Origin of the sequence: Plantactinospora veratri (assembly GCF_036421995.1) — a bacterium.
GTDB lineage: Bacteria > Actinomycetota > Actinomycetes > Mycobacteriales > Micromonosporaceae > Plantactinospora > Plantactinospora veratri.
Genome location: NZ_JAZGQL010000004.1, coordinates 228,434 through 251,679 on the forward strand (window position 1 = coordinate 228,434; position 23,246 = coordinate 251,679).

General features: G+C 70.6%; 18 protein-coding genes. 13 read left to right on the plus strand and 5 right to left on the minus strand.

Features of this window, described 5'->3' with window-relative positions:
- Window positions 1-58: 58 nt before the first annotated feature.
- Together V1634_RS05890 and V1634_RS05895 are read left to right on the plus strand one after the other, a co-directional pair.
- Window positions 59-1,375: an APC family permease gene (locus V1634_RS05890; protein ID WP_331206711.1), complete on the plus strand. Its 1,317-nt coding sequence runs from the start codon at window positions 59-61 to the stop codon at window positions 1,373-1,375.
- Between the two features lie 75 nt (window positions 1,376-1,450).
- The gene (locus tag V1634_RS05895) at window positions 1,451-2,005 is read left to right on the plus strand and encodes a GNAT family N-acetyltransferase (RefSeq protein ID WP_331206712.1); all 555 of its coding nucleotides are present in this window, start codon (window positions 1,451-1,453) and stop codon (window positions 2,003-2,005) included.
- Between the two features lie 181 nt (window positions 2,006-2,186).
- On the opposite strand, the gene V1634_RS05900 is transcribed toward V1634_RS05895, so the two are convergent.
- Complete coding sequence (locus tag V1634_RS05900; protein ID WP_331206713.1) at window positions 2,187-3,251, minus strand: ParB/RepB/Spo0J family partition protein; 1,065 nt, start codon at window positions 3,249-3,251, stop codon at window positions 2,187-2,189.
- A 475-nt stretch (window positions 3,252-3,726) separates the two neighbouring features.
- Here V1634_RS05900 and V1634_RS05905 point away from each other — a divergent pair, with 475 nt between their 5' ends.
- The 11 genes from V1634_RS05905 (at window position 3,727) to V1634_RS05955 (ending at window position 17,833) form a co-directional block, all read left to right on the plus strand.
- A complete protein-coding gene (locus V1634_RS05905) occupies window positions 3,727-4,017 on the plus strand; it encodes a hypothetical protein (protein WP_331206714.1) in 291 nt (96 codons plus the stop codon).
- A gap of 157 nt (window positions 4,018-4,174) precedes the next feature.
- Window positions 4,175-5,194, plus strand: coding sequence for a radical SAM protein (locus V1634_RS05910; RefSeq protein WP_331206715.1), 1,020 nt, complete (start codon window positions 4,175-4,177; stop codon window positions 5,192-5,194).
- On the plus strand, window positions 5,194-7,263 hold the full coding sequence (locus V1634_RS05915) for a RiPP maturation radical SAM C-methyltransferase (RefSeq protein WP_331206716.1): 2,070 nt from the start codon (window positions 5,194-5,196) through the stop codon (window positions 7,261-7,263). The genes V1634_RS05910 and V1634_RS05915 overlap by 1 nt, the downstream gene beginning before the upstream one ends.
- Window positions 7,238-9,214, plus strand: coding sequence for a B12-binding domain-containing radical SAM protein (locus V1634_RS05920; protein WP_331206717.1), 1,977 nt, complete (start codon window positions 7,238-7,240; stop codon window positions 9,212-9,214). Before V1634_RS05915 ends, V1634_RS05920 begins: the two co-directional genes overlap by 26 nt.
- Window positions 9,211-9,930: a hypothetical protein gene (locus tag V1634_RS05925; RefSeq protein WP_331206718.1), complete on the plus strand. Its 720-nt coding sequence runs from the start codon at window positions 9,211-9,213 to the stop codon at window positions 9,928-9,930. Before V1634_RS05920 ends, V1634_RS05925 begins: the two co-directional genes overlap by 4 nt.
- A gap of 3 nt (window positions 9,931-9,933) precedes the next feature.
- Complete coding sequence (locus V1634_RS05930) at window positions 9,934-11,229, plus strand: radical SAM protein (RefSeq protein WP_331206719.1); 1,296 nt, start codon at window positions 9,934-9,936, stop codon at window positions 11,227-11,229.
- A 31-nt stretch (window positions 11,230-11,260) separates the two neighbouring features.
- Window positions 11,261-12,286, plus strand: coding sequence for a radical SAM/SPASM domain-containing protein (locus tag V1634_RS05935; protein ID WP_331206720.1), 1,026 nt, complete (start codon window positions 11,261-11,263; stop codon window positions 12,284-12,286).
- Window positions 12,283-13,524 carry an amidohydrolase family protein gene (locus V1634_RS05940; protein ID WP_331206721.1) on the plus strand — a complete coding sequence of 414 codons (1,242 nt, stop codon included), beginning with the start codon at window positions 12,283-12,285 and terminating at the stop codon, window positions 13,522-13,524. The genes V1634_RS05935 and V1634_RS05940 overlap by 4 nt, the downstream gene beginning before the upstream one ends.
- On the plus strand, window positions 13,521-15,023 hold the full coding sequence (locus tag V1634_RS05945) for an aldehyde dehydrogenase family protein (RefSeq protein ID WP_331206722.1): 1,503 nt from the start codon (window positions 13,521-13,523) through the stop codon (window positions 15,021-15,023). Before V1634_RS05940 ends, V1634_RS05945 begins: the two co-directional genes overlap by 4 nt.
- 46 nt (window positions 15,024-15,069) lie before the next feature.
- Window positions 15,070-16,920, plus strand: coding sequence for an AMP-binding protein (locus V1634_RS05950; RefSeq protein ID WP_331206723.1), 1,851 nt, complete (start codon window positions 15,070-15,072; stop codon window positions 16,918-16,920).
- The gene (locus V1634_RS05955) at window positions 16,913-17,833 is read left to right on the plus strand and encodes a 3-oxoacyl-[acyl-carrier-protein] synthase III C-terminal domain-containing protein (protein WP_331206724.1); all 921 of its coding nucleotides are present in this window, start codon (window positions 16,913-16,915) and stop codon (window positions 17,831-17,833) included. The genes V1634_RS05950 and V1634_RS05955 overlap by 8 nt, the downstream gene beginning before the upstream one ends.
- 57 nt (window positions 17,834-17,890) lie before the next feature.
- On the opposite strand, the gene leuS is transcribed toward V1634_RS05955, so the two are convergent.
- The 4 genes from leuS to V1634_RS05975 form a co-directional block, all read right to left on the minus strand.
- The gene (leuS, locus tag V1634_RS05960) at window positions 17,891-20,359 is read right to left on the minus strand and encodes a leucine--tRNA ligase (RefSeq protein ID WP_331206725.1); all 2,469 of its coding nucleotides are present in this window, start codon (window positions 20,357-20,359) and stop codon (window positions 17,891-17,893) included.
- A gap of 329 nt (window positions 20,360-20,688) precedes the next feature.
- Complete coding sequence (locus V1634_RS05965) at window positions 20,689-21,876, minus strand: acyl-CoA dehydrogenase family protein (protein WP_331206726.1); 1,188 nt, start codon at window positions 21,874-21,876, stop codon at window positions 20,689-20,691.
- Window positions 21,873-22,004 carry a hypothetical protein gene (locus V1634_RS05970; protein WP_331206727.1) on the minus strand — a complete coding sequence of 44 codons (132 nt, stop codon included), beginning with the start codon at window positions 22,002-22,004 and terminating at the stop codon, window positions 21,873-21,875. Before V1634_RS05970 ends, V1634_RS05965 begins: the two co-directional genes overlap by 4 nt.
- A gap of 40 nt (window positions 22,005-22,044) precedes the next feature.
- Window positions 22,045-22,932: a beta-ketoacyl-[acyl-carrier-protein] synthase family protein gene (locus tag V1634_RS05975; RefSeq protein WP_331206728.1), complete on the minus strand. Its 888-nt coding sequence runs from the start codon at window positions 22,930-22,932 to the stop codon at window positions 22,045-22,047.
- Window positions 22,933-23,246 lie beyond the last annotated feature (314 nt).

The window sequence follows — 23,246 nt, forward strand, 5'->3', positions numbered from 1 at the left end:
CGCCTCGATGCGCACATTTGCCATCGTGTGCCTCGGGTGCGCTGCAAGACTCCATCTCATGACCAGCCTGACCGGCCAGCGTGCGGCCGTCGTACCCGATCTCGGTGTGCCGCGCGGGGCCGCGCTCTACGTCGGGGCCCTGCTCGGGCCGGGCCTGCTGCTCCTGCCCGGCCTGGCGGTGACCCGGGCCGGACCGGCGTCGATCCTGGCCTGGGCCGGTCTGCTGGTCGCGTCCGGCCTCTTCGCGGTCGTCTTCGCCGCCCTCGGGGTGCGGCATCCGTCGGCCGGCGGAGTCCGGGCGTACGCCGAGGCGGGTCTCGGCCCGCAGGCCGGCCGGGCGGTCGCCTGGTGCTTCCTCGCCGGGGTGGTCACCGGGGCGCCGATCGTCTGCGTCACCTGCGGCAACTACGTCGCCGACCTGCTCGGTGGCGGCGTCGGCCTCGCCTGCGCCACCGCCGCGATACTGCTGATCGGCACCCTCGCGGTGACGCTGCGGGGCGTCCGTACCTCGGCCACGGTGCAGTTCGGCCTGGTCGTACTGCTCGTCACGATCGTGGTCGGCGCGGTCGCCGGAGCGGCACCGGCCAGCAGCGCCGCCAACTGGACGCCGTTCGCGCCGCACGGCTGGGCGGCGATCGGCCCGGCGGCCTCGACCCTGATGCTCGCCTTCGTCGGCTGGGAGGCGATCGCACCGCTGACCAACCGGTTCGCCCAGCCCCGCCGGCAACTCCCGGTCGTCATCGGCATCGCCTTCGGCGTCACCACCGTCATCTACCTGGCGCTCGGCGCCGTCACCGTCGCCGCGCTCGGCCCCGGGGCGAGCACGTCGGTGCCGCTCGCCGCGCTGCTCACCCTCGCGGTCGGCCCGGCCGGGCAGACCGTGGCCGCCGTCGGCGCGGTCGTGCTCACCGTCGGCGCCGTCCTCGCGTACCTCTCCGGCGCCGGCAGTCTGGCCAGATCGTTGGCGCCCGGCCGGGACGTCCGGGACACGGTGCCACCCTGGCTGGTCGCCGGTCTCCTCGGCTCGGGCGCCGTGCTGATCGGACTGCTCGGCACCGGGGCGGTCGGCCTGGCCACCCTGGTCAACGTGCCGACGACGTTCTTCCTGGTGGTCTACCTCGGCTGCACCGCCGCCGCCTGTCGGGTGCTGCCGGGGCCGCTGCGGGCGGTCGCCGCCGTCGCGTTCGGCGCGGTCGTCGTGGTGCTGGCCTTCAGCGGGTACGCCCTGGTTCCCGCCGCCTGTGTCACCGCGCTGGCCCTGCTCGCCCCGGGCCGGCCCGGCTGGCTCCGACCCCGTCCGCAGCCCGGTGCCGGTCGGATGGAGGATGTGCCGGACGCACCGGAGAGCCGCCCGGCGGACCGGCTACCGCGGTGACCCCGGCCGGCGACGATGCCGACGACCTGGGTTCGGCCGCGCCGTGCGGCGGAGATCAGGAACGATACTGGGAGCATGTCTGACCTGGCACTGCCGATCCGTACTGAGCGACTGCTGCTGCGGCAGTACCGCGCCGACGATGTGGACGCGCTGTATTCGTACTACCGGGACCCGGTGGTCGCCCGCTACATCCCGTGGGAGCCGTGGACGCGCGAGTTCGCGGCCGAGATGGTCGGCCGGCGGATCCACTACACCAGCATCACCGGGATCGAGTCCCGGCTGGCGGTGGTGGTGGAGCACAAGGGGGAGGTGGTCGGCGACCTGATCCTGTGGCCCGCCGACGAGACGCTGTCCCGGGGCGAGATGGGCTGGGCCTTCCACCCGTCGGTCTCCGGCCGTGGCTTCGCCACCGAGGCGGTACGCGCGTTCCTCGGCGTCGCCTTCGCACACTGCGGGATGCACCGGGTGATCGCACAGCTCAACGCCCTGAACGAGGCGTCGGCGCGGCTGTGTGAACGGGTGGGGATGGTCCGGGAGGCGTACCTGCGCCAGGACTACTGGACGAAGGGCGTCTGGGCGGACAACGTGGTCTACGGGCTGCTCGCCGAGGAGTGGTCCGGCCAGGGGTGACCCCGGCAGCCGGGTACGGCAGGTGCGGATCGGGCCGGGTACGGCACTGCCGTCGCCAGGCTGCTCGGGACAACATGGCACGGCTTGACGCCCGCGCGAGCGGGATGTTCAACTGCGGAACGGCCGACGTTGAACATTCACCACTCGGCAGGCACCGTCGGTCGCGGCGGAGACGGTCAGGTCAAACAGTCGCCTGCTCGCGCTGCTCGAGCTGGCACGCGAACTGCGTCCACGACTCGGCCAGCCGGCGCGCGTACGAGGCGACCGTCCCCATGCAGTGCGGCGGTACTCTCTCCAGCATGCTGGCCTGCTCCGCGATGCGGATCTGGCGGATGCTCAGCCAGCGCAGCAGGACCCGCCCGGAGTCGGTGTAGCGCAGGACCGGATCCCGCATCAGCATCTCCAGGATGACTCCGGGATCCTGGACGGCGGCCCGCTCGGTTGATCCGGCTTCCCGTCCTCGCCGGGCGAGCCGGCCGCGCTCGTCGTCGGCGATCTGCTTCGCGTCCGGTACCGGTATGCCGACCGACCGCCCGGACGACACGTCGTGCTGCGGCGCGACCGGATCCTCGCCGCGCATCATCCGCCGTCGTACGTCGTGTGCGGTCCCCACGGAGATTCCGGCGGCCTTGGCGACCTGCCGCAGCGACGCGCGCGGGTTGGTCCGCAGGATCTCGCCGGCCAGTCGACGCCCGTCCGCGCTGCTCAGCGGCCGGCGTCTGCCGTCCTGCCCGATTCTGGCGCCCACTCGGGGCACCCCGGGGGCGCGGCTGCGGATCGCGCGCACCGTCTTGTCGGACAGACCCGTCACGCTCGCTATCGCGCGGTCCGACATCTGCGGATGGGACTTCACGATGCGCGCCGCCGCCGCGCGCCGTTCGGCCAGCGTGAGCGGCAGGCCGTGGGCGATGTTCGCCTTGACGGCGAGCACGAACAGGTCTGCCTCGTCGACGCCGTCGATGAACACGACGCGCACCCGGTCGGCACCGCGCAGCGCCGCGGCGCGGAGCCGGTGCATTCCGTCGACCACCCGCATCGTCGGGCGGTGCACCACGATCGGCGGGAGAGCGTCCTTCGACTCGGCGAGCACGCGCACGTGGTCGAGGTCTTCTCCCGCCAGCCGCGGTGAGTCGGCCGGGAGCAGGTCGGAGACGGCGACCAGTGCGATGTGCATCCCGCCCTCGGCGCCAGGGCCGCCCCCCGGCAGTAGTCTCTTGCGCTCGCCTTCGTGGTTTCCACTACTCACGTGGCGGTTCCCCCCGTTGAGAACTTCCCGCTGATCAGCTTGGTGCTGCCCGAGACGACCGGATCCGCCGGCAGCGAACGTGGCGCGGCAGGGCGCGGCTGCCCGACGGCACGAGGACGGAGCGTGCCGTGACGAACTTCCTCGCAAATCGCGTCAGGACAGGATGGACCGGTCGAGGCGTCCCTCTGGTCGTGATGCTATCGCTAATCCGGTCGCCGTCCACGGCACAAGGCCCGAAGTGCATTGACTCGCATCGGCATCCAGCGGCGGATCGCCATTCACCACTGTGAAAGCGCTATCCTCGCCCCCGATGTCCGTGGCGGCGGGCCGTCGGCTGCCGGTCGTGCGCGGCGTGCTCGTCGGCGGCGACCTCACAGGTCACCGAAGAGGCAGGCCGCACATCAGCTCGCCCGGCGACGCGTTCCGCTATCCCCGCCAACTTGCCCATGGATGAACCTCGATATAAGGTGAGCTGTTGTTCATCCTCCTGAACGGTGTTCGAGGACCTTCTGGACATCCCGCATCAGCCTTGACCGATACCCGTAAGAAGGTCATCCTGAAGCCTCGCCCTGTGTCGTCAGTGGAGGAGGGACCCATGCCGCCCAACGGCAGAAGTCAGCAGGAGAAAGTCGTGACCGGCGATATGACGTCCGCGATTGAGGACGTCACGGAGAACGGCGCGGGAGCCTCGCCGGAGAACGAGCAGAAGGAACCGCGTCAGCGTGTTCGCGTTCTCCAGTACTCCCGCTCAGATCTGCTCATCTGAGCCGTTGTGATCCGAGAGCAGTAGGCGGTCTTGCCTGCTCGGAGGCATCGGGTAGGCAAGACCGTCAAGCGCCGAGAGCGAGAAGCATCCCGCAAGGCGAGATGAACGGGGAAGAGCCATCGTTGCCGTTCGAAGAGACTCGCGCATTCCGTTGACTGTGTCATCCCTGACGGCGCGAGTTAACAAGGTCGACCAGTTCAACGTCATCCTGACGAACCGGTGCAACCTCCATTGCATCTCGTGTTCGTACCCGGACCAGCGTCCCTTCCGATTCGTGCGACGGCAGACCATCTCCCGGTTGCTGCCCAGCCTGGAGGCGGCGGGCCTCACCCGGGTGATGCTCACCGGCGGCGAGCCGTGCATGCATCCGGAGTTCGACGACATCGTCGACGATGTCCACGCGCGGGATCTCAAGATCGTCCTGGTCACCAATGGCACCTATATCCGGCGCAAGCTGCCGCGGTTGGCGGGCAAGCTCTACCGGCTGATCATCTCGTTGGACTCCGACGACGCGGAGGGCTACTCCGCGATCCGGGGCGCCGGGGCGTTCGACCACCTCGTGCAGCTGCCCTCGTTGATGCGGGAGCAGTCGCCGGAGACCCACCTGACGCTCTGCATCCTCACCCAGCGGCTGAATTTCCGCAGGCTGCCGGCGTTCGTCGACATGGCCGCCGAGATCGGCGTGGACCAGGTCTCCTTCCTGGTGCCGGACGTGGCCGGAATGGCCGCCCCGATGGATCGTGGCGGTGCCTTCGGCCACCTCGAACCGGTTCCCCGGTCGCGCGTCGACCAGGTGGCGCTGACCCTCGACGAGGTCGCCGAACTACGTGCGGAGGTGATCCCGGCGGTCTACGCCGCGGCGGACCGCCATCCCGATCTGATGTGCGGTTCCATCGGCATGCTGGACGACTTCGCGGACTACTTCGAAGCGTTCCAGCGGGGCCTGCCGCGAGCGGAACGCCGTCGATGCGCACTGCCGTTCCGTGAGGTCGTACTCGACGAGCAGGAGCGGCTCCGGTTCTGCTTCTTCATGCCGGACGCCTGGCCGGCCGGCAGCGTGGACGACGCGCTCAACCACCCCGACGCGGTGGCGGCGCGGCAGGACTACCTCGATTCCGACGAGCGGCTGGACCGTCACTGCAACATGTGTCTTCAAGCCGTGCGAGTGGAGGCATGATGGCGGCCGACCGTAAAGACCTGATCCTCACGGCTCTGCCGTGGCAGCGCTACGACACCACGGCGATCCAGTTGGGTGCGCTCCAGGCGTGGTTGCGGGATGCCGGCTACGAGGTGGACACCCGGCATTACTACAAAGACCTGATCAACTACATGGCGCCGTCGACCTACATGCGCGTCTTCGAGGCGTACATGGGCGAGTCGGCGTTCAGCGCGCTCATGTGGCCGGAGCGGTACGACAGCATCAAGAGCGCCGTGGTGTCGTGCGTGGACTTCGACCTCTCCGTCGCGCCCACGGTCGGGGTCGTCAAGCACCCGCAGTTGAACGCGAACCTGTCGCTGGCCGAGCGCGAGCAGCTGGCGCGCAGCCACGAGACGCGCAGCGAGCCGACGGTCCAGCCGCTGGACTTCGACGCCCTCGTGGCCACGCTCTCGACCTTCCTCGACGACGTCTTCGCGGCGGTCCCGTGGCAGGACTACAAGGTCATCGGCTTCACCACCAGCCACCAGCAGCTGATCCCCACCGTGCTGCTGTCGCGCCGGATCAAGCAGGTCCTGCCGGACACCCCGATCATCATCGGTGGCGCGCTGATGACGCAGGACCTGCCGAAGACGGTGCTGCGGCTCTTCGAGTGCTTCGACGTCGTCGTCGAGGGCGAGGGCGAGGAGACCTGTAGCGACCTGATGGCCGTGCTCACCGGCCGGGATCCGGAGCGGACCCTCAAGGACGTGCCCGGCATCGTCTGGCGGCGGCCGGACGGCGAGATCGCCCGCAACCTGTCCCGGCACGCCATGGACGACCTGGACAAGCTGCCACCGCCGGACTACGACGACTACTTCCGGCACGCGCTGCGGCCCGGCGCGGGGGACGTGATCCCGAAGCTGACACTCGAGGCGTCCCGGGCCTGCGTGTGGGGCAAGTGCACCTACTGCAACCTCAACCTCCAGTGGCGCAACCTCTACCGGCGCAAGAGCCACAGCCGGGTGATCGAGGAGATGGCCACCCTCAGGAGCAAGTACAAGAGCCCGTACTTCACCTTCTGCGACACGAACGTCGAGGACAAGATCCCGCTGTTCCAGCAGCTCGCCAAGGATCCCTACGACTACCGGATCCTGGCCGAGGTGTCACCGAACATCAACCGGGCCGGGGTCCGGGCACTGCGCCGGGCCGGGGTACGGACCATCCAGGCCGGCATCGAGTCCTTCAGTGACCGGGTACTCCGGCTCTACCAGCGCAACCACCGGCTCATGCGCAGCCTGGAACTGCTCAAGTGGACGGCGGAGTACGACGTCGAGATCTACTACAACGTCATCATCAACTTCCCGGCCGAGGTGCCCGAGGACGTCGAGGCGTCCGTCAAGGTCGTCGACTACGCGCGGTACTTCATGTACCCGTCGGTGCACGACTACAGCTTCACGATCGACAGCCCCGCGTGGAACGACAAGGAGAGCTACAACATCGCCGGCTTCTACGTCCCCGACGAGGTCGGCGCCTGCTTCCCCGAGCCCTACGCGACCGAGCTGGCGCAGCTCCTCGCCCTGACGATCAAGCCGATCCCGGCGAAGGAGACCGGTGCGGACTGGGCACCCTTCCTGGCGGCGGTGGGCGACTGGAAGAAGCAGTACCACGCCAACCTCGGCCGCCCGGGTCTGGTCTACGCCGACGGAGGCGACTTCCTCAACGTCACCATCCGCTCCGGCGGCAACGGCAACGACATCGTGATGCAGCTGCCCGACGAGTACCGGGCCGTCTACCTGGCCTGCAACCACTCGTCGCGGACGCTCCCGGAGATCACCGCCGCCGTACCCAAGATCCCGGAGCGGGATGTCGTCGAGATGCTGGAGGAGCTGCACGACCTCAAGATCCTCTTTGCCGACCGGGGCCGGTACCTCGCACTCGCGATCCGCGAGCGCAACTCCGGCAACTACCCGACCGCCGGCGACGAGCCCGAGCCCGCCGAGGAGACGACGACGCTGCCGCTGCTCAGCCTGGAGAATCCCCGGTCGCGGCAGAAGCGGATCACGCACGTGCCACGAGGCGCCGATGCCCGCTCCGACGCCACGCAGTGAACTGGTCCTGCCGCCGCTGAGCCCGGTACTGGTGGGCCGGCCGTACGCCGCGATACCCCATCTCGCGGCGTACGCACAGCAGCGCGGCAGTACCGGGATCCGGCAGACCGACCTCAACCAGGCGTACGTAGGGCACCTGCTGCGCAGTGCCGACCCGGCCGACCTTCCGACGTCGGCCGACCCGGCGAGCCTGACCGGTGCGGTCGACGACGCCATCGTCGCCGCGATCCTGGCCGCGATCGAGCGCGTACCCGACGACGTGGAGCTGCTGGCCGCGGCCGCCCGCGACCCGGGAATGCGGGAGTGGCTGTTCGACCGGGTCGGCCTGGCCGAGAGCGAGAGCCCGGAGGACCTCGACGCGGCGTTCGCGATGGTGCCCCTGCTGCGGGACATGCGGGCGTTCTTCGCCGACCGCTACCGGGTCCGGGGTGTGCCCCGGCTGGTCGGCGTCAGCGTGCCGTTCGCCACCCAGCTCGCCCCGGCGCTGGTCCTGGCCGAGGTGCTGCGCGAACTCGCCGACGACGTCTTCGTCGTGCTCGGCGGCCCGCTGCCCAGCCTGCTCAGCGACGAGCAGGTCGAGCGCCTGCTGCGGAACTCGGCGGTCTCGGCCGTGGTCCGGCACGAGGGCGAGGAGGCGTTCCGGCTGCTGCACGAGGCCGACGACCTCTCGCCGGCAGGAATCTCCGGCATTCCCTCGCTCTCCTACCGCGACGGCACGGCGGTCACGGTGAAACGCCCCGGCGAGTTCCTCGTCCGGCTGACCGACACCGCGCCGTACCCGTTGGATCCCGAGTACGTCGCGGAGGGCGTGGAACTGCCCGTCATCGTGGGGCGGGGATGCTTCTACACCTGCGCCTTCTGCGACTACATCCAGCTCTACGAGCGGATCAACTTCCGTTCCCCGGCCGACGTGGTGGAGTCGGTCCGGCTCGCGGCGGCGCAGAGCCGCACCGGGATGCTGCACTTCGTCTACGAGGTCATGTCGGTGCGCTACGAGCGCAAGCTCGTGCGGGCCCTGGTCGAGGCGGACCTGGGCATCCAGTGGCGGGGCTTCCAGCGGGTCTACGGCGAGATGACCGCCGACGACGTACGGATGCTGGAGGCGTCCGGATGCCGCCGGCTGGACATCGGGCTCGAATCCGCCGACGACGCCGCGTTGCAGCGGATGGACAAGGGCTACACCCGGGACGACATCGCGGCCTTCCTGCGGGCCTTCGAGGGTACGTCGATCCAGCTCCTGGTCAACGTCATCGTCGACTACCCGGGCCTGACCTACGAGCGGGCGATGGAGGCGGCCCGGTTCCTCGCCGAGGCGACCGAGAAGATCGACAGCCTGCACTTCGAGGTGCTCCGGTTCGCGCTCGGCCGCAACTCGGCCATGTTCGACCGTCCGGACGACTTCGGGCTGACGATCCTGCCGACCAGCACCAACGGCTCGCCCCGACCCACCTCGCCGACGCAGGTGCCGTTCAGCTCCCGGGAGTCGATGAGCCCGGAGGAACGGGCCCGGGTCGAGGCGTACTACCGGACGCTGAACGGCCGCAACTCCGCCCGCCGCGCCGAGCGTGCCGCCTCGGATCTGCGGACCGCCGACGAGCGGTGGGTCAGCCGCGAACCGCTGGTCTACACCACCGCCGTGGACAGCGCGGACATCGCCGTCCGCCGGCTGACGACGGCGGAGACCTTCCTGCTCTCCCGCCGGTACGAACCGCTCATCCAGGAGGTGTGTCGCCGGACGGCGGCGACCCGGCTCGACGAGCTCGTCGCCGGGGCGTGGCGCCGGCGGGTGGGGTTGGAACCGGACGAGTGCGCCGAGGTCCTGGAGGGGATCGGCCTGCTCCGTCCCGACCCGCCGCGGCGCCCCCGGCGCGAGCCGGTCCGGGTCGGTATGGCCACCGACGGCGACTTCTTCCGCGGCGTGAAGCGGACCGGGGAGGGCCGGGCGATATGACCGGAGACGGCCGCCGACCCGAGCCGGCAGGGGTCCGCCAGGACTTCGACGCCGAGGCCGTACTCCAGACCTTCTTCGGGTGCAAGCCGGGCGACGTCCCGGCCGACTTCGTCTGTACGCCGATCCCGGCGTTCTACTCCGCCCTGGTGTCCCGGGCGTCCGACGTCGTCGAATACCGGGGCTGGTGGCGGATGGCCACCGTGACGCTGGACCGGCACCGGTACGGCGTGGTGCAACACTTCGAGGGCAGTCGCGTGGTCGACGTGCTCTACGCGCTGGCCGGGCCCGGGTCGCGTGCGGCCTTCCTCGGCCTGGTCGGCGGCCTCGACGACAGTGTCGAGATCGGTGACGTCGTCGGCATCGACGTGGCGCTGCGCCACGGCGAGCCGGCGGAGCGGGCCATCGGGAGCCTGCCTGCCGGCGCGGTGACCGCGCTGACGGTCGACGGCATGTTGGAGGCGGCGCCGGTCGGACCGGCCTCGCCCGGTCGCGCCCAGGTGGTCGACCTGGAGACGCACTTCTTCTACCGTGCCGCGCGTGGCACGGCGGTCGCGGCGTCGGCGGCCTGGGCCCTGGTCACCGACAAGCCCGCGGTGCGCCCGTTCTGGCAGGTACCCCTCACCGACGAGGACCTCGACGACGCCGCTTCCCGAATGTTTCCCGTCCTGAACGAATGGCTGGACCTGTCGGTCGACCGATCTCAAGGGGAGATGTGAACCATGGGGCAGAAAGTGTTCGTTCCGCTGACCATCCCGCAGACATCACGTGACCATCTGCCCCAGGCGCCGGTCATCCACCGCTTCCAGCGCGGTGACGAGGTGGTGCACTACAACGCCTTCACCCACAACTGGCTGCTGCGCAAGGCCGCCGACCCGGAGCCCACCCAGGCCGAGCTCGACACGCTCAGCGAGGTGGACTGGTCGTTCACCCCGATGGACATGCTCAGCGACCCGCACCTCATGCGGGTCGAGGTGACGCAGACCTGCAACTTCCAGTGCTCCTACTGCATCGTCTTCGAGAACAACCTGGCCCAGCTCTACGAGCACATGTCCGCGGACACGGCGCGCAACCTGCTGCAGTGGTACCGCGAGAACATGATGGGCGGCACGGTGATGCTGATCGGCGGCGAGCCCACGCTGAACTGGGACGTCTGCAAGATCTTCCTGGAGGGCGTGCCGCTGGACGCCGGCAAGGAGCTCTACACCAACGGCATCCTGCTCAGCGACGACGACATCGCCTGGCTGCGCGACCTGAACGTGGAGATCCGGCTCTCCATCGACGGCTTCGAGCGGCACCACCGGCAGCGGGTGAACTTCGCCGGGGAGACCCTGTACGCCCAGGTGCTCGACCGGCTCGCCGCGATGCAACGGCTCGGCGCGAACGTGGGCGTCAACTGCACGGTGACCCCGAACAACCTCCCGGACCTGGTCGACATCCACCACTACTTCGTGCAGGAACTGGGCATCCGGCACGTCAACTACTCCATCCCGCACACCACCGTGAACAGCACAGTCGCGGACGGGCTCGACATGGACGCGTACACCGCGGCGATGATGGAGATCTACGAGGACGCCAAGCGCAACCACGTCTACGTCGCGCAGATCATGAAGCGGGTCGCGTACATCGCCCGGAAGCGGTTCAAGGCCATCGGCTGCACCGTGATCGGTCCCGAGGTGACCTTCTACCCCAACGGCCAGCGCACGCTCTGCACCAAACTGGACAGCCACCCGAAGACCCGGGTGGTCACGCCGCAGGACATCTACGACTCGCTCCCGTTCTTCCAGCAGGACTGCCGGTCGTGCTCGGCGATCGGGATCTGCGGCGGCGGCTGCTACTGGGACGCCCAGATGCGCTTCGACCGCTTCCAGGACCTGCGCGAGTGCGACTTCCAGCGGCAGCTGCTCGAGCGCATGCTCTGGGATGTCGTGGATTGGACGCGCTCCGGCGACGATTTCCCGGTCATGTTGAACGACGTCTTCGGCACCACCATGTTCGGGCAGCGAAATGCCGTCTGACATCCACCTCGCCGGGACCTGGGAACAGGTCGTGGCAGCGTACGACCAGGGGCAGGAGCAGCTCGACTACCTGCCCCGGGTGCTCTGCGTCGAGCCGACGAACGGGTGCAACTTCGCCTGCACGTCCTGCCCCCGGCCGGAGGGCAAGCCGCACCTGCTCGACGCGGCGGAGCTGACCGCCTGGGTCGAGCGGGAGCGCGACGCCTTCCAGGCCGCGCCGGTGTGGGTGCACTTCTCCGGGGAGTCGCTGTTGCATCCCCGGCTCGACGAGATCATGCGTACGCTGCGCGAGCGCGGCGTACGCATGATGCTCTCGACGAACGCCTCCCGGCTGGACGACCGGCGCTGCGCCATGCTGCTCGAGGCGGGGCTCGGCCTCCTGGTCTTCTCGCTGGACGCCGCGCGGCGCGAGACGTACGAGCGGATCCGCATCGGCGGCGACTTCGACGAGGTCCAGCGCAACGTACGGCGGTTCATCGCGCTGCGCGGCGACCGCACCCAGCCGGTCACCCAGGCACAACTCGTCATCTCGGACCAGCCCCTGGAGGAGATCTGCGAGTTCATCCGGATCTGGGCGGCCGAGGGCGTCGACACCGTGCACCTGAAGCGATACTCCACCCGGGCCGGACAGCTCAGCCGGCCCGCCGGCCGACGGGACTCGGCGCCGCCCGGCAGCCGCTGCCTCGACCCGTGGCTGAACGTCGTGGTCCGGGCCGACGGTTCGGTGGTGCCGTGCTGCGCCGACTTCGCCGGCCGCCTGGTCCTCGGTTCGCTGCACGAGCAGACACTGGCCCAGATCTGGAACGGCGAGAAGGCCCGCGCGCTCCGCGCCGCACATGTCGCGGGCGGGTCGCTGCTGCCCGAGGCGTGCCGGCTCTGCTCGGACGTACGCACACCGCAGGACAACGAGTCGGTCAGCCGGTGCATCGGGGTACCGGCCGATGTGGCCGAACTCGCCGAACTGCTCGACACCGTTCCCCGGCACCTGCTCTTCGACGTACGCGGGACCGTCGGGTCGTTGGCGGAGCGGTCGCCGGAAGGGAGGATGCGGGTGTGAGTCTCGCCGTACTCTCCACCCGCCTCTACGACGGTCTCGCCGACCACGGCGTCGAACGCGCGATGGTCCTGGTCGAGGACGGCCGGATCACGGCCGTCGACACCGACGGCAATCCCGTGCCGGAGGGGTACGACGTGGTGGACGTGGGCGATGCCACGGTGCTGCCCGGGCTCATCGACACCCACGCACACCTCTGCCTGGACGGCAGGCCGGACGCCGCAGACGTGATCGCGACGACCTCGGCGGAGCGGCTCGTACTGTCGATGCGGCACGCCGCCCTGCGGGCCCTGCACGCCGGCATCACGACGATCCGCGACCTGGGCGACCACCAACTGCTGAGCCTGCGGCTGCGGGACTGGTTCGCCACCGGGCCGGAGACCGGGCCGGAGCTGGTCTGCGCCGGTACCCCGGTGACGATCACCGGCGGACACGGACACTTCCTGGGGCTGGAGGCCGACGGCGAACTCGAGGTGCGCAAGGCCGTCCGCACGCTCACCAAGCGCGGGGTGGACGTCATCAAGGTGATGGCCTCCGGCGGCCGGCTGACACCCAGGTCGAACACCTCGCTTCCGCAGTACACCACGGCGGAGCTGCGGGCCGCGGTGGAGGAGGCGCACCGCCACGGGCTGCCGCTGACCGTGCACGCCTATCCACCCGAGGCGATCGCCCAGGCGGTGGCGGCCGGAGTCGACGGCATCGAGCACTGCTTCTTCAGCGTGCCGGGTGGGCTGGCCCCGGATCCGGCGGTCATCGACGCCATCGCGGAACGTGGGATCATCGTCGGTCCGACTCTCGGGCTGAGCCCCGGCTGGACCGTCCCGCCCGGGTTCCGGACCTTCCTCGACGTCTTCGAGCCCGTGGTGGAGTCGATGCACAAGAGCGGCGTGCTCCTGGTCGCCGGCCCGGACGCCGGGTCGCTGCCGGGCAAGCCGCACGACGTACTCCCGCACGCGGTCCGCACCCTTGCCGGGCTCGGGTTGACGAACGTCGAGGCGCTCCGCTCGGCCACCTCGCTCGCGGCTCGGGCCTGCGGCCTCGAGGACCGCAAGGGCGCCCTGCGGGCCGGGATGGACGCCGACCTGATCGCGGTACGCGGCGATCCGGTCGCCGACATCGACGCCCTGCCCGACGTCTGCCTGGTCGTACGCCAGGGAAAGGTCGTCCGTGACGACGGCCGGCCGGGTGCCGCCGTCCAGAATCGGCACGCGCCGCCGTCCGGAGACCGGGCGGGCGGATGAGGCACGAGCGCATGCTGGTCGGCGGCACGTTTACCGAGGCCGCCGACGGCCGGCGCTTCACCAGCCTGAACCCGTGCACGGGCGAGCCGGTCGGCACCGTGCCGGACGCGTCGGCCCCGGACGTGCGGGCCGCCGTCGACGCGGCCCGTCGGGCCGCCGACACCGGCGACTGGGCCCACGACCCCAAGCTCCGCGTCGACCGCCTGCGCAGCGTCGTCGACCTGCTCGACCGGGAGCGCGAGACCCTCCGCGACGACGTCGTGGCCGAGGGCGGCGTGCCGGTCCGGCTGACCCGGTCCATCCAGCTCGACGCGGTCCTCGGCGACCTCGACTGGGTCTGCGACCACCTTGTGGACCACATGGCGGACGAGGAACTGGGTGCCCGCGACTTCCACGGGTTCGGCAGCGCGCGGATCGTCCGCAGGCTTCCGGTCGGAGTGGCCGCGGTGCTGACGCCGGCCAACTTTCCCGCCGCCCTGCTGCTGCGGCGGGTCTTCACCGCGCTGGCCGCCGGCAACACGGTGGTGGTGAAGCCATCGCCGTACACCTCCCTGACCGCCCTGCGGATCGCCCGGCTCGCCAACGAGGCGGGGCTGCCGCCGGGGGTGCTCAACGTCGTCACGGCGGCCGAGCATGCCCTCGGCGAGACACTCTGCGGCAGCGACGGCGTCGACCTCGTCAGCCTGACCGGATCGTCGGCGGTCGGCCGTCGGGTCGCCGCGATCGCGGGCGCCGCACTCAAGCGGGTGGTGCTCTACCTGAGCGGCAAGTCCGCACACGTCGTACTGCCCGACGCCGACCCGGACGTGCTGCCGTACGCGGCGGTCCGGGCCTGCTTCCACGCGGGCCAGGCCTGCACCCTCTTCTCCCGACTGGTGATCCCGCGCCGACTCTTCGCCGAGGGCGTCGAGGCGCTCCGCGAGGCGATGGCCGCCGTGCCGTTCGGGCGCCCGGACGACCCCGAGGTGGTCGTGGGACCGTTGGTGAGCGAGGCGGCCCGGCAGCGGTTCCTGACGGCCGTCGCGGCCGCCGGCCGGTCCGGCGCCGAGATCGTCTGCGGCGGTGGCATCCCGGAAGGGCTGGACGGCGGCTACTTCGCCGAGCCGACACTCGTCACCGGGGCCCGGCCAGACTCGCCAATCGCCTGCCAGGACATCCCCGGCCCGCTGCTGACGGTCTTCCCGTACGACACGGAAACTGAGGCACTGGCGCTCGCCAACGGCACCGAGTACGGTCTGGCGGCAGCGGTGACCTCCGGCTCGCTCGAGCGCGGCCGGCGGTTCGCCAACCGGCTGCGGGCCGCCGCCGTGACGATCAACGACGGCCTGCCGTACGGACCCGACGCGCCGTACGCCGCGTTCGGGGCGAGCGGAAACGGTCACAACGGGGGCGGTCCCGCGTTCGACGACTACCTCGTCCGCCAGGTGACGGGCCTCCCGCTGGACACCCTGCCGACCGATGGTCCGGCCGATCCTCCGGCGGGTCGCCCAGCCGGCTGAGGACGACTGTCGGCGAACGGTGAACGGGATCCAGTGAGGAAGGGCTGTGAGGGCGACGTACCCATCAACCATCGACCGGCTGCTGGACCGGTGGGGTGAGCTTCACCCGGACCGGGTCGCACACCTGGTGCACGACGCGGCCCGGCTGACCTACGGGCAGTGGTCCGCCCGGGCCCGGGCCGTCGCGGCCCGGCTGTCGGACCACGGCGTGCGGGCTCGTACCCGGGTCGCGCTGGCCTTTCCACGCGACGCCGCGCTGGACTTCGCCGTCTGCCTGGCCGCGGTCCACCGGCTGGGCGCCGTGGCGGTCCTCGTGTCGCCCGATGACCACGCCTCCCGACGGTGCGCCCTGACAACGGCCGTGAACTGCGAGTTCCTGATCGGCCCGGACGATGTCGCCGAGGGCTACCCCGGGGTGCGGACGCTCGTCGTCAAGGAGCTGCTGGACGGCGTCGACGAAAAGGCCCGGGCCGGCGACGCTCCCCGCCCGGCCGCCGAGCCGGACGCCGTCGCCACGGTGGTCTTCACCTCCGGGACCACGGGTACGCCGAAGGCGGTCACCATGACGCATCGCGACATCATGTACGGCGCCCGCCCGTCGGCGACCACCGCCGGCCCGGCGGACGAGGTACTGCTGCACGCCTTCCCGCTGTCCGTGCCGGTCGGTCAGTGGGCGACCCAGGTACCGCTGCTGCGTGGCGTCACCGGAATCCGCGCCCCCGAGTTCGACCCGGCCACCTTCCTGCGTCTGGTGGAGAAATACCGGGTGACCGAGACCGCGATGGTGCCGGCCACGGCGACGGCGATGGCCGGACTTCTCGACGGGGACCTTCCGGACACGTCGTCCCTGCGCCGCCTGACGATCGGATCGGCGCGCTGTCCCGTTCCGGCGCTGGAGGCGCTGCGTGCCCTGTTCCCCGCCGCCACCGTGGTGATCGACTATTCGAGCACCGAATCCGGCTGGGCCGGCACCACGCTCGAATACGGCCCCGGCTACGAGCCCGGCGCCGTCGGCTTCGCCAACCCGGGGTCGGCGGTCCGGGTCGTCGGCGAGCACGAGCAGGTCCTCGCGCCGGGCGAGGTCGGCGTGGTCGAGTTGCGCGTACCGCCCGGTCTGCCGGCCCGGTCCTATCTCGACGATCCGCAGGCCACGGCGGCCACCTTCCGGGGCGACTGGGTGCGCATGGCCGACCTGGGCTATCTCGACGAGCGAGGCTGTCTGCACCTGGTGGCGCGGACCCGGGAGTTCGTCAACATCAGCGGGCAGAAGGTCTCCTGTCCGGAGGTGGAGCGGGTCCTCGAATCCTTCCCCGGCGTCCGGGAGGCGGCGGTGTTCCCGGTCAGCGATCCCATCCTCGGCGAGGACCTGGGTGCCGCGGTACAGGCGGTCCAGGCCCTCGATCCGGCGGACCTGCGTCGGCACGCCGCCGACCGCCTGGCCCCGTACCAGGTGCCGAGCCACGTGATGGTGCTGGCCGACCTGCCGCGTACGCCCAGCGGCAAGGCGGACAAGGAGGCCCTCGCCGAGATGATGGCCGCCCGGCTCGCACCCACGCACGACATCGGCGCCGCCGGGCCGGCACCGGCCGACGATGTGGACTCCGCCCGGCCCACGCCCGGGGTGGAGGTGGCCCGGGCGCTGCACGACGCCGTCGCGCGGGTCACCGGCAGCGCGGAGGTCGCGCTCGGGGACTCCTTCGCCGAGCTGGGCCTCAGCTCGGTGGAGGTGATCCGGGTGTACCACAAGCTCGGTGAGTCGCTCGGCGGGGACCTGGACATCGCCCTGCTGTTCGAACCGGTACCCCTCGCCCGGCTCGCCGAACTGATCGCCGAGCAGGGCGTCGCGGAGCAGGGCACCAGCGGCACGGCGGTCCCGCCGGGGAGCGTCGATGCCTGACGCGCCGGCCGTCTACCTCTCCAACATCTCGCACGTGGTGGGAGATCCGGTCGCGCTCGACGCCCTGGCGGACACCCAGGTGCGGAAGGCCCTGGCGACGCTCGCCGACGAGGGTCTGGTGCAGTGCCGGGTGGTGACGGACGAGTCCGTCCCCGACCTGGCCGGTGCCGCGGCCTCGGCAGCGCTGCGTTCGCCGGACCGCCGGACCGAACCGGACACCGTGATCTACTGCTCCGACACACCGACCCCGGTGCCGCCGGGGCCCGAGCTGTGGCAGCTCGCCAACGCGCTGGGTCTGCCCCGGGTGCCGGTGCTGCGCGTCGCGGGGGGCGAGTGCGGCAACCTCGGCCTGGGCCTGCGGGTGGCCCGCACCATGGTGATGGCCGAGGAGTTGGGCAGCGTGCTCCTGGTCACCGCCGACCGTTCCGTCGGGGACACCCGCTATCTGCCGGACGGTCTGACGGTGCTCAGCGACGGAGCCGCCGCCTGTCTGGTCAGCGCGGAGCCGCCGGCCGGCGGTTTCGCGGTACACCGGATCGCCGTCAGCGTGCAGGCCGATGCCGTTGCGGCGGGCCTCGGGATGCGGACGGCCCGGACCACGCTCAGCGGGATCAGCAGAGCCGTGCGCCGGCTCTTCACCGATGCGTCAACCAGGCCGGCGGATTGCCGCTATCTCGTCACGGGCAACTACGGCACGGCCATACAGTCGCTCTTCGCGGCCGCCGTGGGACTTCCGCAGACCGTCGTGCGTGCCCCGCTGCGCGAGGCGATGGGTCACTGCTTCTCGGCCGACGTCCTGATGAACCTCGAAACGCTCCGGGCCGGCGGGGAACTGGACCCCGGTGACCGGCTGCTGCTGCTGACCACCGGCTCCCGGGGCTGGACCGTGATGCTGGCCGAGTATCTCGGTTGAGGCGGCGCCGGCCGGGCGGGGGACCACGACGGTGGACCTCCGCCCGGACCGGCGGCCTCAGACGACCAGGTTCACCAGCCGGGGAGCACGGACGATCACCTTCTTGACGACGGCCCCGCGCAGCGCCTGCCGCACGGGGTCGGCGGCGAGGGCCAGCTCCTCCAGAGCCGCGTCCTCCACCGCCGCCGGCACCTCCAGACGCGCCCGCACCTTGCCGTTGACCTGGACCACGCAGGTGACGGTCTCGGTGACCAGCAGCGCCGGGTCCGCCTCCGGCCATCCGGCGTCGCAGACCGACGCGGGGCGGCCCAGCCGCTCCCAGCACTCCTCGGCGGTGAAGGGGGCGAAGCACGACAGCATCCGCACCAGTGCCTCGGTGCCTTCCCGCACCGTCGGATCCTTCGGCCCGGGCTTGCCGTCCACCGCGCGACGCAGCGACGAGGTCAGCTGCATCAGGCGGGCGATGGCGACGTTGAGCCGTCGGCCCTCCATCAGGCTGGTGGTCTCGGCGACCAGGTGGTGCACCTCCTTGCGCAGGGCCGAGTCGCCGTCGGCCGGCGCGGCGTCGACCGGTACCGCGCCCACGTCGCCGGCCAGCCGCCACACCCGGGCCAGCCACTTGACCGCACCGGTCGGCGACACGTCGGCCCAGTCGATGTCGTCCTCCGGGGGACCGGCGAACAGCATCGTGACCCGCACCGCGTCGGGGCCGTGCGCGGCGATCTGTTCCTGGAGATTCACCAGGTTGCCCAGGGTCTTGCTCATCGCCTTGCCGTTCATCACGACCTGACCCTGGTTGATCAGGCGCCGGAACGGCTCGACGAAGGGCAGGTAGCCCATGTCGTGCAGGACCTTGGTCATGAACCGTGCGTAGATCAGGTGGCCGGTCGAGTGTTCACGCCCGCCGACGTACTCGTCCACCGGCAGCCACCGCTCGATGCCGGCCGGGTCGAACGGCCCCTCGTCGTACCCGGCGTTGGGGTAACGCAGGAAGTACCACGACGAATCGACGAAGGTGTCCATGGTGTCGGTGTCCCGGCGGGCCTGGTTCCCGCAGCGGGGGCACGGAACCGCCACCCACGCCTCGGCACTCGCCAGCGGCGACCTGCCGTCTTCCGGCCGCAGCTGGTATCCGGAGTCGGGCAGCACGACCGGCAGCTCGTCGTCCGGCACCGGGACCTCGCCGCAGTCCGGGCAGTGCACGATCGGGATCGGGGTACCCCAGTAGCGCTGCCGCGACAGCAGCCAGTCCCGCAGCCGGTAGGTCACCGCCTTCTCGGCGACACCCCGCTCGGCCAGCGCGGCGACGATCTTCTCGCCGCCCTCGGTGTGCGGCAGGTTGTCGTAGGGGCCGGACTGCACCAGGGTCCCCGGCCCGGCGGTCGCCACCCCGGTCTTCTCCGGGTCCGGTTCACCGGTGTCCACGACCGTGCGCACCGGCAGGCCGAACGCCTTCGCGAAATCCAGGTCCCGCTGGTCGTGCGCGGGCACCGCCATCACCGCGCTGGTGCCGTACCCGGAGAGGACGTAGTCGGAGGCGTAGACCGGGATCCGCTCGCCGTTGACCGGGTTGACGGCATGCCGGCCGAGGAAGACTCCCGTCTTCGGTCGATCCTTGGCCAGCCGGTCGATCTCGCTGGCCGTGCGTACCTCGGCCCGGTACGCCTCGAACTCGGCCCGCCGCTCGGCGGCGCACAACTCGTCGGCGAGCGGGGAGTCCGCCGCCACGACGAAGAAGGTCGCCCCGAACAGGGTGTCCGGGCGGGTGGTGAAGACCCGGATCGGCTCCTGGCGGCCCTCGATCGAGAAGTCGATGTGTGCGCCCTCGGACCGGCCGATCCAGTTGCGCTGCATCGCCAGTACGTCGTCCGGCCACCTGCCTTCCAGCTGGGCCATGTCGTCCAGCAGGCGCTGGGCGTACGCCGTGGTGCGGAAGAACCACTGCGTCAGGTCGCGCTGCTGGACCACCGCGCCGCACCGCTCGCACCGGCCCCCGATCACCTGCTCGTTCGCCAGCACGGTGCTGTCCGCCGGGCACCAGTTCACCGGGGCGGAGCGCCGGAATGCCAGGCCGCGTTCGAACATACGCAGGAAAAGCCACTGGTTCCAGCGGTAGTATTCCGGGTCCGACGTGTGGAAACGACTACGCCAGTCGAACGAGATCCCGAGCCGGCGGAATGATTCGGCCTGGACGTCGATATTGCGGTACGTCCACTCCCTCGGATCCATATCCCGCTTCAATGCGGCATTCTCGGCCGGCAGCCCGAACGAATCCCAGCCGATCGGATTCAGCACGTTCGCCCCGCGCATGCGGGTGAACCGAGCGATGCTGTCGCCGATCGAATAGACCTCTGCGTGCCCCATGTGAAGATCACCGGAGGGGTACGGGAACATGCTGACAACGTAGGAACGGGGTCGCCCGGGTGACCCGTCCTCGGTCGGTCCCTCGGCCTCGAAGGTGCCTCGGTCCTCCCAGACCTCCAGCCATTTCTCGATGATGGCCTGAGGGTTGTAACTGTCCTCCACCGTTCCCGACCCCTTACGTCACGCGGACTACATGTGCTTAGGAAAGCACGAGGAGTTCCTGCTGTCGTGTCACGCCTACCATTCAGAGTTCTGTAAAGCTGCGGCGCCCGCGCCGACGGCCAATCATATCGGCTGCCCCCGGCGGTGTTCTCCGACCCACGGCGACCCTGCGGCGGATGCGGCAGCGACGTACCGCGCGAACTCGTTCGGAAGCCACGACCTGCCGATTCGAAGATCGTGTCAGGTTGCCCGGTGGTACTCGTCGATCGTTCCGCCGCTTCGGCGCCGTGGCCGGGCGGGCCTGCTCGGCTGGCCGGGACCGGGCCGGTTCAGCGCAGCAGGGTGACCCCGGTGTCCATCATGCACAGGGCGCCATTGGTCACCAGCAGGCGATCGTTGGCGTAGTTCAGGCTCGCCGATCGGAGGTCCCGGAATATCCGTTCCAGCGGCAGCGGCGAGTCCCGCCGGTAGGCCAGCCCGAGGCCGCCGACCTGCACCATCCGGTCGGCGGCCTGGAAGGTCAGTTCCGCGGCCAGCACCTTCAGCGAGTTCAGGTGCAGCTGGGTGGCGGTGCCGCTCAGCGACTCGCCCGCCCGGCGGGCCGTCGCGACCTCGCCGAGAGCGGCGTGCAGGTAGGCGCTGACCGCCTCCAGGTCGATCCGGATCCGTGCCAGCCGCTCGGCGACCAGCGGTGACCCCAGGTCGATCGAGGAGGGCCGGTCCGACGACCGCAGCATCCGGAGCAGTCCCGCGTACGCTGCCCGCGCCCCACCCAGCCAGCAGGCCGCCCAGCCGAGGTGACCGGCCGGCACCATGGACTCGATGGTGATCGCCCGGAAGCCGCCGGGCTCGCCGAGCAACTGGTCGGCGCCGACCCGGCCGGTGATGGAGAACCCCAGGCTCTGCGTCCCGCGCATGCCCAGCGGATCCCAGTTCCCCCGGCCCGCCAGGGTGAGCTGATCCCGGTCGGCGTAGACCAGGCTGACCTCGTGCGCCGTCGCGTCCGGTGACGTCCGCATGGTGATCAGGAAGCCGTCCGCGTGTTCACCGCCGGTGACGACCGGCGCCATCCGGTCGATGTGCAGGTCGTCGTCCTGACGGGTGATCGCGGCCTCCGCACTGAGCAGATGTCCGCCCTTGCCGGCCTCGGTGGTCACCGAGGCCAGGTACACGTCGCCGGCGGCGACCCGGGGAAGCAGCCGGTCCCGCAGCGGCGCGGACGCGTAGTGCAACAGCACGTCGACCTGCTGGCAGTGCATCGCCCAGATCATGGCGGTGGAGAGGCACTCGGCGGCGAGGTCGCCGGCGATCTCCACCAGGTCGGCCAGGTCGCCGCCGAGACCGCCGTACCGCTGCGGGACCAGCAGGCCCAGCAGTCCGCTCCTGCGCAGCGCGGTCAGGTTGTCGGTGGGGAAGGCTGCCGTCAGGTCGATCTCGCGGGCGTGCTGGCGCAGCACCGGCAGCACCGCGTCCAGCAGTTCGGCGCGCTTTGCCGGCGGGAGTGCGGGGCGGGTCATCCGGCCAACTCCGACCCGGCGCTCCGGCCGGTGACCGCCGACCACTGTCGGCCCGCGTTGCCGGACGTCTCCGCGGTCAGTACTTCGTCGGTGACCTGGATGTCGTACTGGTGCTCGACGGCGACCATGATCCTCCTCGTCGGTTCCGTCCGGACGACCACACCACGATCAGGCGGCGACGTATTCCGCGACGATCAGCGACCACGACTGCGGGGTGGAGCTGAGCAGCAGCAGACGGTCCGCCGGGTCGAGGTCGCCGCGCTCCGTCAGCGTGGACAGACTGATCAGGAGGTCGGCCGAGAAGCAGTGCCCCATCTCGGCGACCCAGGGTGAATACGCCTGCTCCGCCGTGCAGCGCGCTGCCGTGGTGAGAAAGGCTCTCGACGTACGCCCGAAGTTGCCGGTGACGAAGTATCGGCACTCGGCCGGCGGTACGCCGGATTCCGCGGCCACCCGGCTCAGCGCCCGCCCGATCTTCTGCATGATGGCCCGACCCAGCACCAGCTGGCTCGACGTGACACCGAGGTCCGCCTTCACCTCGGTGGACATCCCGAGTATGCGGAATCCCTCGGCGACCGGCTCGGTGCTGAGGACGCAGGCCGCCGCCGAGTCGCTCAGGACGGTCGTGCCGTGGGTCAGGAACCGGCCGGTGGTACCGGCGACGCGGTCGGCGGTGACGAACAGGACGGTGCCGAGACCCTCGGTCGCCATCACCGCCCGGGCCACTTTCAGCCCCGCGCCCAGGTTGCCACATCCGCCGCTGCTGATCAGCACGGCGGGGGTGTCGACGAGCCCGAGTTCGCTCTGCACCTGCCACATCTGCCGCGCCACCGGGTCACTGGTCGGTGTGTCGGTGCAGTAGACCAGCATGTCGACGGACGAGCCGGAGAGGCCCTCGACCACCGGCCGGGCGGCCGCGACCGCGAGTTCCGCCACCGGCCGCTGGTCGACCCGGTAGTGCCGGATTCCCTGCTCGTACAGGTTGTCCAACTCGTCGCGGACCTCCGGGTCCGTGGTGTCGCCGATCGGTACCGGCTCGCCCAGGACGTAGGACAACCGGGACGCGTAGAGGATCGGGCGTCGCGCGCCGTTGGCACCGTTCGGCAAATCTCCCCCGTGGTTCGACGACCAGACGTCCGCCGTGTGACACCCCCGATGCGGGTCCGGCCCGGCATGACGTCGAAGTGGGGCATCGTGAGGGCAAAATAGTTGACGACATCGATCTGGGCAAGGCCCGAGATCTGCCCTCTCAGCCACGAACTGGTACTAACCAGTATCGGTCGGTCCAACCCCAACAAGGTAGTACCAAAACCTTGACGTTCCCGACGAGGGCCCAGACCCTATGTGGGTCGCAGGGCGAGGAGCGGAAC